Consider the following 9,321-nt stretch of genomic DNA (forward strand, 5'->3'; position numbering starts at 1 on the left):
AGAATTTAAAGGAAATTGCTATGCATCCAGCATTATGGGTAAGTAAAACAGGTTTAGACGCCCAACAAACCAATATTTCAACGATTTCAAATAACCTTGCCAACGCCTCGACCATTGGTTTTAAAAAGAGCCGTGCGGTATTTGAAGATCTGTTCTACCAGAACATCAACCAGCCTGGCGGTCAGTCGTCTCAGAATACTGAGTTACCAAGTGGTTTGATGCTAGGTGCGGGTTCTAAAGTGGTTGCGACTCAAAAGGTTCACACACACGGTAACGCGCAGACTACGTCTAACAGCCTCGACATGATGATCGAAGGTGACGGTTTCTTCCAAGTTGAAATGCCAGACGGAGAAACAGGTTACAGCCGCAATGGTCAGTTCACATTGAACGGTGACGGCGCAATCGTGACCTCGGGTCAAGGTTACCCGCTACAACCAGAAATCGTTATACCTGAAGATGCAATCTCAGTGACAGTAGGTAACGACGGTGAAGTTTCGGTTCGTCTCCGTGGTGAGCAGAACAACGTCGTGGTAGGCCAAATCACCATTACTGATTTTGTAAATCCAGGTGGTTTAGAACCAGTAGGTCAAAACCTTTACTTGCCGACAGGGGCGAGTGGTGACCCACAAGAAGGTGTACCTGGCTTCGATGGCCTAGGTAATATCCGCCAGTCGATGCTAGAAACATCGAACGTAAACGTAACTGAAGAGCTTGTGAATATGATCGAAGCTCAACGTGTTTATGAAATGAACTCGAAAGTTATCTCGTCGGTAGACAAGATGATGAGCTTTGTTAACCAACAGCTGTAATTGGTTAATTCACCGCTTACTTGTTTCGTATTAATTGACGTGTTCGTCACAGCTTACTATTCACCACGACTTGCTGAGAGTATATCACCATGAAACGTATTTTTTGTTTAGCCCTGTTTTTATCTATGAGCGGTTGTTCTGTATTGGATCCAATTGAGATGCCAGCAGAAAAGAACGCGACCAGAGTGGTTGATGCGGTAGAAGGTGATAAATCGGCTCAAGAAAGTTCGGGCATTGTTGATACGCTTCGCGGTCGAACGGATCCTGTTGCAGGTGATCCTGCATGGGCGCCAATCAATCCAAAACAGAAGCCAGAGCATTATGCAGCGGCAACTGGCTCACTATTCAACGTAAACCATATTGGCAGTATGTACGATGATTCAAAGCCTCGCGGTATAGGTGACATCATTACTGTGGCATTGGATGAAAATACTCGTGCGACGAAAAAAGCCAATGCAGATATGTCTAAGTCGAATGACTCATCAATGCAGCCTTTGGCTGTTGGTGGTCAAGAGTTAACAATAGACAAGTACAACTTCTCGTACGACCTAAGTAACACCAATACTTTCGCAGGTGATGCATCCGCTAATCAGAGCAACAGCATCAGTGGTTACATTACTGTGGAAGTAATTGAAGTACTCGCTAACGGCAACCTAGTGGTGCGTGGTGAAAAATGGATGACATTGAACACCGGTGATGAGTACATCCGCCTAAGTGGCACTATCCGTCCGGACGATATTGATTTCGATAATACCATCGCTTCAAACCGTGTTTCTAATGCACGAATCCAGTACTCAGGTACTGGAGTGCAACAAGATATGCAAGAGCCTGGATTCTTGGCACGATTCTTTAATGTATCTCTGTAGAGCTTGAGAGGGCGTCGACATACTGACAGCCCGCGTTACGCAACAACACCTAGCTAAGTCATTATTAATTAAAGCAATACAGACAGGTTACTCAATGAAAAAACTGACACTTGTACTATTCGGCATGCTATTTCTTGCCACCAGTGCCCATGCTGCGCGTATTAAAGACGTGGCAAAAGTGGCGGGTGTTCGTAGTAACCAACTGGTCGGTTATGGTTTGGTCACGGGTTTGCCGGGTACCGGTGAGACAACTCCCTTTACCGATCAAACATTTAACGCGATGCTGCAAAATTTTGGCATTCAATTGCCGCCTGGCATTAAGCCAAAAACCAAAAACGTAGCGGCAGTAATTGTTACCGCTGAACTGCCGGCTTTCTCTAAGCAAGGTCAGGAAGTTGACGTAACCGTATCTTCAATTGGCTCAGCAAAAAGCCTGCGTGGTGGTACCTTGCTACAAACCTTCCTAAAAGGTCTGGATGGTCAGGTGTACGCCGTGGCGCAAGGTAACTTAGTGGTCAGTGGCTTTAGTGCTCAGGGTAACGATGGTTCTAAGATTGTCGGCAATAACCCTAACGTCGGTATCATCTCTAGTGGTGCAACGGTAGAGCAAGAGATCCCAACGCCATTCGGCCGTGGTGACTACATCACATTCAACCTAATCCAATCCGATTTCACAACAGCGCAGCGCATGGCTGATGCGGTTAATAATTTCTTAGGTCCGCAAATGGCGTCTGCGGTTGATGCGACGTCTGTAAAAGTGCGTGCACCTCGAGAAATCAGTCAACGTGTGGCTTTCTTATCGGCGATCGAAAACATTGAATTTGATCCAGCTGAAGGCTCTGCGAAAATCATCGTTAACTCTCGTACAGGTACCATTGTGGTTGGTAAGCACGTGCGCCTAAAAGCGGCTGCTGTAACACACGGTGGTATGACAGTCGCGATTAAAGAAAACTTAAATGTAAGCCAGCCGAATGCATTCTCTGGCGGTCAAACGGTAGTGGTCCCAGATTCTGATATCGAAGTCACTGAAGCCGATGGCAAGATGTTCAAGTTCGAACCTGGTCTAACATTGGACGATTTGGTTAGAGCGGTTAACGAAGTCGGCGCAGCACCTTCTGATTTAATGGCAATCCTTCAAGCACTGAAACAAGCGGGTGCGATTGAAGGTCAGCTGATCATTATCTAAGGAATAGAGCATGATTAAGAATAACAACGACATCGGCTTTATTCATGACATCGGTAGCCTAGACCGTCTTCGTCAACAAGCAGTTAACGGTGAAGAGGGCAGTGAGAAAGAAGCATTGACCGCAGCGGCAAAACAGTTTGAAGCGATTTTCACCTCAATGTTGTTTAAGTCGATGCGTGATGCGAACTCTAGCTTTAAATCGGATATGTTGAACAGCCAGAACGAACAGTTCTACCGCCAAATGCAAGATGACCAAATGGCGAGTGAGCTCAGTGCGAATGGTTCGCTAGGCCTTGCGGATATGATTGTGGCACAGTTAAGTGCCGGCCAATCTAACGACGTGACAGAAGATAAGGTGCGTAGCGAAGGCTTTGATACTTCATTGCAAAGACCTCAATTTTCAGGTCGTTCAGAAGAGAGAGCACTAGAAGTTCAGGTTGCATCGGCGATTAAACAGCCGGTCTCTTTCGACTCACCAGAGTCGTTTGTCACTTCAATGAAGCCTTACGCAGAAAAAGCGGCAAGCGCGCTTGGTGTGGATTCATCTCTATTATTGGCTCAAGCGGCACTGGAAACAGGCTGGGGCTCTAAGATGGTTCAGAACTCTCTGGGCAACAGTCATAACCTGTTCAACATCAAAGCAGACAGAAGTTGGAAAGGCGATAAAGTGGCAACTCAAACACTCGAGTTCCATGGTAAAACTGCCGTTAAAGAATCGGCCTCTTTCCGTTCTTACTCTAGTTTTGAAGACAGCTTCAGCGATTATGTGAAGTTCTTGAGTGAAAACCCAAGGTACGAAACGGCGCTGCAGCACCAAGGTAATTCAGAGAATTTCATCAAAGGTATTCATCAAGCAGGCTACGCAACCGACCCTAACTACGTGGATAAGGTATTGCGAGTTAAAGCTAAGATTGATGAAATGAACTAGGTCAAATCTATTGAACATCTAGAGCTTGCCAGTGGCAGGCTCTGTTCTTATCTGCCGCATAAGATTTAATACCACCACACATAGCTATCTCCTTATACTTCAATAAATTAACGCCTTTTAATTCTCTTTTTTATCTGTTGGCATACATATTGCTTTTTAAACTGTTAGTTAATCAGTTTATCCTGATTTTGTTAAGTTTTGGGGGGCATTATGGCGTCGGATCTTCTGAATGTAGGGGCACAAAGTGTTCTTACTGCTCAGAGACAGCTAAACACCACAGGTCATAACATTTCTAACGCCAATACAGAGGGCTATAGCCGCCAATCTGTCATTCAAGGTGTTAATGATCCGCGCCAGTACGGTGGTCAAACCTATGGCATGGGTGTGCATGTGGAAAATGTTCGCCGCTCTTGGGATCAATTTGCCGTCAATGAACTTAACCTATCGACAACTAATGCCGCCAACAAAGGCGATAATCAAGGCAACTTGGATATGCTGTCGAATATGTTGTCTTCGGTGGCTTCGAAGAAGATTCCTGAAAACTTAAATGAATGGTTTGACTCGGTTAAAACCTTAGCCGATACACCGAATGACGTTGGCGCACGAGAGGTCGTACTAGAAAAGGCCGAGCTACTCAGTAAAACACTGAATGAATTTCATGAGACGGTTCGGCAACAGTCTGATTCTACTAATAAAAAATTAGATATGGGTATCGAACGAGTCAACCAACTCGCGATCGAGATTCGAGATGTTCAACGCCTGATGATGCGCACCCCTGGGCCGCACAATGATCTGCGAGATAAGCACGAAAAGCTAATTAATGAGCTTTCTGGTTATACCAAAGTAACAGTAACGCCGCGCTCAAATGCCGAAGGCTTCAATGTCCATATCGGCAACGGTCACACCTTAGTATCAGGTAGTGAGGCAAGCCAGCTAAAAATGGTCGATGGTTTACCTGACGCACACCAGCGTAGATTAGCGATTGTTGAAGGTAAGTCTTTAAAGCCGATCACTAGTAGTGATATTGATGGAAAAATTGGTGCCATGTTAGATATGCGAGATGAACATATCCCAGCGATCATGGATGAGCTTGGTCGCTTGGCAACAGCTTTTTCATATAAGGTTAACTCCTTTCAACAACAAGGTTTAGATCTCAATGGTAACGTGGGTAAGAATTTATTTACGGATGTGAACTCTGAGCTGGTGGCAAAATCTCGTGTTACGACAAGCGGGCAATCCAAAGCGGATGTTGCTGTGTTTATTGATGATACTTCTGGCTTAAAAGGTGGAGAGTACGGTCTTAAATATGATGGTAGTGATTACGTGGTGACCAAGCCAAGTGGCGAAACGGTCAAAGTGAGTACAGATTCAAGCGGCAACGCATTTTATCTTGATGGTATGCGCGTTGAAATTCGTAATCCCCCCGAACTTGGTGAAAAGCTGTTACTGCGTCCAACGCGTAATTTTGCTGCGCAGGTTCATGTGACAACCACAGATCCAAAAGATGTTGCTGCACAAAGCTATGAAGCGTCTACGACGTTTGCCAAGGGCACAGCTGGGTTTAAAATCCTTGAGGCGGGTCAGCTACGTGAATTTGAAGTGATTGTGTCCCCAAAAGGTGAGCAATTTGCAGTGACGGATCCCAAGGGCAACATCTTAATGCAGCCTCAGCCATATCCACCACAAGGGCCGGTGACGATTAACGGTACGACCTTTGAGCTAACAGCGGGAGCTGTGCCGAACGATAAGTTTACGGCAAACCTTGTCCCATCAGAGGGTGACAATGGCAACTTACGTAATTTTCAAGATCTTCAAACCGAAAAAGTTTTGAACGATGGTGAGTCTACGATTTTAGACCTCTACCACAACTTGAATACTAATACGGGTCTGAAGTCTTCAACGGCTAATCGTTTAAGTGAAATTGCGACGTTGGAAAAGCAGTCTGCCCAAGAGCGTATTGCTTCAATCTCGGGGGTTAACCTCGATGAAGAAGCGGCAAACATGATGAAGTTTCAACAAGCTTATATGGCTTCTTCACGCATAATGCAAGCTGCTAACGACACGTTTAATACTATTTTGGCTCTGAGGTAGAATTGTAAATGTTGAATCGTATTTCCAGCTTCCATAATTATCAGGCAGTACAAAATGACTTGCGCCGCCAAGAGAATAAGGTGCATCACAACCAAGCGCAGCTCGCTTCCGGTAAAAAGTTACACTCGCCAAGTGATGACCCTTTAGCGACGCATTATTTACAAAATATTGGCCAACAATCAGAGCAGCTAGAGCAATACGTTGATGCTATTACCCTAGTCAGGAACCGTCTTGAGCACCATGAGGTACTAATCGCCAATTCGGAAGGTTTTGCTGATGAGGCAAAGCGAACCGTAATGGAAATGATCAACGGTGCACTTTCTCCTGAAGACCGTTTAGCGAAGAAGCGTGAAATCCAAGAGTTAGCGAATAACTTCTTGTACTTAGCAAACTCTCAAGACGAGTCTGGCAACTATACATTTGCCGGTACCAAGCCGAAAAGCCAACCTTTCTTTCGTGATAACGAAGGAACGGTGACGTATCAAGGCGATGACTATCAGCGCAAGATGCGTGTTGCAAGCAGTTTTGAAATGGCGATGAATGATCCGGGTAGTAAGTTATTTATGGAAATAGATAACCCATTCGGTGATTACCAGCCTCAATACGAGCTTGAGCCCGCATCTGAGTTATTGCTTGGCCGCGCGACCAACAGCGCTGAAGATGGTTCTACTTATAAAGTAACCTTTGTTGATATGCAGACTGGTAAGTTTGCGTACCAACTTGAAAAAGATGGCGCTGTAGTTGCTGCTGAAGATTTTGACCCTGCGACTGGCATTGTCTACGAAGGGTTAAATATTCAGTTTAAAGGACAAGTCACAAAGGGTGATTCGATCATCTTAGAGCCGAGAGAGACATTCTCGATCTTTGATACGTTCAAAGAAGCGGCAGAGCAGGTAGAAAACCCAGTGTCCGATGCATCGGCAACGGCAAAACTGCACCAAATGACGGAAGAGTTTCATGCTGCGTTTATTCACTTAACGAAAGCAAGAACAGACGTCGGTGCCCGTTTGAGTACATTGGATATTCAAGAGCAACAACATGAAGATTTTAAGTTGTCTTTGGCGAAAGCGAAAAGCAACTTTGAAGATTTGGATTACTCGAAAGCCATCATTGAATTCAATGAAAACTCTCGAGCATTGCAAGCTTCACAGCAAGCGTTTGGCAAAACAAAAGACCTAACCTTGTTTAACTATATTTAGTGATGAATCGGTATTGAGTCGTGAACTACTAAATATCACGGAGTCGATTCTTTGCCTTATGTGCTATGCCATATGTGCGAATGACTTCAAAAATTGCCGATTTTTCGTACGAAGCATAATGTTTCTTGATATAGCGGCAAAAAACGGCAACAAGCGGATGAGGGCAGTTTCATCTTCTAAAAGTAAACAATCATAATCGCGTTTAATTTTCTGTAAATCCTTGATTATAAGTAAATAAAAAAATATTTATAGAAAATTAAACTTGGCATACAACTTGTATCTGTGTTGGTTATAAATGATTAATACAGATCTTAAATCTTGTATAAGATTTATTGAGTAACATACGGTCAGTGCTTATCCATATGAGAGTAAAGCTGGCCGCTTCGCAGAGAGCTTGCGAACTCATAAGGAGAGCAAAATGGCAGTTAATGTAAGTACTAACGTTTCCGCAATGACAGCGCAGCGTTACCTGAATAAAGCGTCTAATGACTTAGCGACTTCTATGGAGCGCCTGTCATCTGGTCACAAGATCAACAGCGCGAAAGATGATGCGGCAGGTCTGCAAATCTCGAACCGTCTAACGGCTCAGTCTCGTGGCCTTGATGTGGCAATGCGTAATGCCAACGACGGTATTTCGATTGCTCAAACGGCAGAAGGTGCGATGAACGAATCGACTAACGTATTACAACGTATGCGTGATCTAGCGATTCAATCATCAAACGGCACTAACTCGCCGGCAGAGCGTACTGCACTGAATGAAGAGTCAATGGCACTTCAAGATGAGCTTAACCGTATCGCGGAAACCACATCGTTTGGTGGTCGTCGCCTACTGAACGGTTCATTCGGTGAAGCTTCATTCCAGATTGGTTCTAACTCTGGTGAAGCAATGATCATGGCTCTGACAAGTATCCGTGCAGATGACTACCGTATGGGTGGTACTACGTTCGATTCAGAAAACGCAAAAGATAAGAACTGGGAAGTGCCGCCAACAGCGAGCGATCTTAAGTTTGAATTCAAAACTAAAGCGGGTGAAGACATTGTTCTAGATATCAACACTAAAACGGGTGACGATATTGAAGAGTTAGCGACTTACATTAATGGTCAATCTGATTTACTTAATGCATCGGTTACTGATGACGGTCGTTTACAGTTATTCGTAGCAGAACCAGACCTAGATGGTGCGATGTCTATCTCTGGTGGCTTGGCATCTGAGCTTGGAATTAAGAGCGAGGGCCGTGCAACATCAGTTCAAGATATCAGTCTAACAAGTGTTGCTGGTTCACAGAACGCTATCAGCGTTATTGATTCTGCATTGAAGTACGTGGATTCACAGCGTGCTGATTTGGGTGCGAAACAGAACCGTCTGAGCCACAGTATTAATAACTTGGCAAACGTTCAAGAGAACGTAGACGCTTCAAATAGCCGAATCAAAGATACGGACTTTGCGAAAGAGACGACGCAAATGACCAAATCACAAATTCTGCAACAAGCAGGTACTTCAATACTTGCTCAAGCAAAACAATTGCCTAACTCTGCAATGTCACTATTGCAATAGTTATTGGTTGAACTTGCTGCTCGTGTTCAGACGTGAGCCATGCAGCAAGGGAAACTGGCAAGCATACTTACTATTGTGTGTTTAGCTCTCTCATCTCTCACCTGCTATCCATTTTTACGGTAAGAATGCAACGGCGAGTCGGAAATGTGTTCATTTCTCGATGATCTCCACACAGGCTCTGACGCGCCAACTAGCCCCGGTTCTCTCAAAGGAAAAGGGGCTTTTTCCTTTCTGCAGATTGTGTTTTATTTTCCCTTCTAACGATCTTTCTTCGTTTTCTCGCTCTGCTAGTTTTAATTTACTCTGACGACTTTGTGAAAAACAGCTCACCTTTTTGCCTACTATTTGCCTACAGCCATGAACTTTGTTGATTGATCATTTCTGTACATAGGCTAACTAAAAAGCTAGTCTGAACGTTTTTTAAACAAACCACATGCTCTCAATAACAAAAATCTGTAGCTATTTTAGAAAGTTTAATATTTTAAGTTGTTGAAAATTAAATGGTTAATGTTTTTTTGTGGTTTTTTTTAAAAGTTTTTCTAAAGCTTCTGATTTTCGAGCCGTTATTAAAAGTAACTTTGAGAGAACTACTTGGTTTTCCGAGACGTCGGAAACCGCTATACCGGAAAATCAATTGGAGAAATCACCATGGCAGTGAATGTAAATACCAACGTTTCAGCGATGACT

General features: G+C 44.2%; 7 protein-coding genes. All 7 read left to right on the forward strand.

Annotated elements, in window-relative coordinates:
- Window positions 1–20 precede the first annotated feature (20 nt).
- The 7 genes from flgG (at window position 21) to ACTRWI_RS12200 (ending at window position 8,634) form a co-directional block, all read left to right on the forward strand.
- Window positions 21–809 (forward strand): flagellar basal-body rod protein FlgG, encoded by a 789-nt coding sequence (gene flgG / locus ACTRWI_RS12170; protein WP_004739713.1) that lies wholly within the window; start codon window positions 21–23, stop codon window positions 807–809.
- Between the two features lie 89 nt (window positions 810–898).
- Window positions 899–1,675 carry a flagellar basal body L-ring protein FlgH gene (gene flgH, locus ACTRWI_RS12175; protein WP_499131704.1) on the forward strand — a complete coding sequence of 259 codons (777 nt, stop codon included), beginning with the start codon at window positions 899–901 and terminating at the stop codon, window positions 1,673–1,675.
- A 94-nt stretch (window positions 1,676–1,769) separates the two neighbouring features.
- Entirely contained in the window at window positions 1,770–2,861 is a 1,092-nt protein-coding gene (locus ACTRWI_RS12180) for a flagellar basal body P-ring protein FlgI (RefSeq protein ID WP_499131706.1), read from the forward strand.
- A gap of 10 nt (window positions 2,862–2,871) precedes the next feature.
- Entirely contained in the window at window positions 2,872–3,789 is a 918-nt protein-coding gene (gene flgJ, locus ACTRWI_RS12185; RefSeq protein ID WP_499131708.1) for a flagellar assembly peptidoglycan hydrolase FlgJ, read from the forward strand.
- Between the two features lie 210 nt (window positions 3,790–3,999).
- Window positions 4,000–5,880: a flagellar hook-associated protein FlgK gene (flgK, locus tag ACTRWI_RS12190; RefSeq protein ID WP_499131710.1), complete on the forward strand. Its 1,881-nt coding sequence runs from the start codon at window positions 4,000–4,002 to the stop codon at window positions 5,878–5,880.
- Between the two features lie 8 nt (window positions 5,881–5,888).
- Window positions 5,889–7,079: a flagellar hook-associated protein FlgL gene (flgL, locus tag ACTRWI_RS12195; protein WP_499131712.1), complete on the forward strand. Its 1,191-nt coding sequence runs from the start codon at window positions 5,889–5,891 to the stop codon at window positions 7,077–7,079.
- A gap of 418 nt (window positions 7,080–7,497) precedes the next feature.
- Complete coding sequence (locus tag ACTRWI_RS12200; RefSeq protein ID WP_499131714.1) at window positions 7,498–8,634, forward strand: flagellin; 1,137 nt, start codon at window positions 7,498–7,500, stop codon at window positions 8,632–8,634.
- Window positions 8,635–9,321: the final 687 nt, after the last annotated feature.

The sequence above is a fragment of the Pseudoalteromonas sp. G5_S1_14_S5 genome (assembly GCF_054968605.1).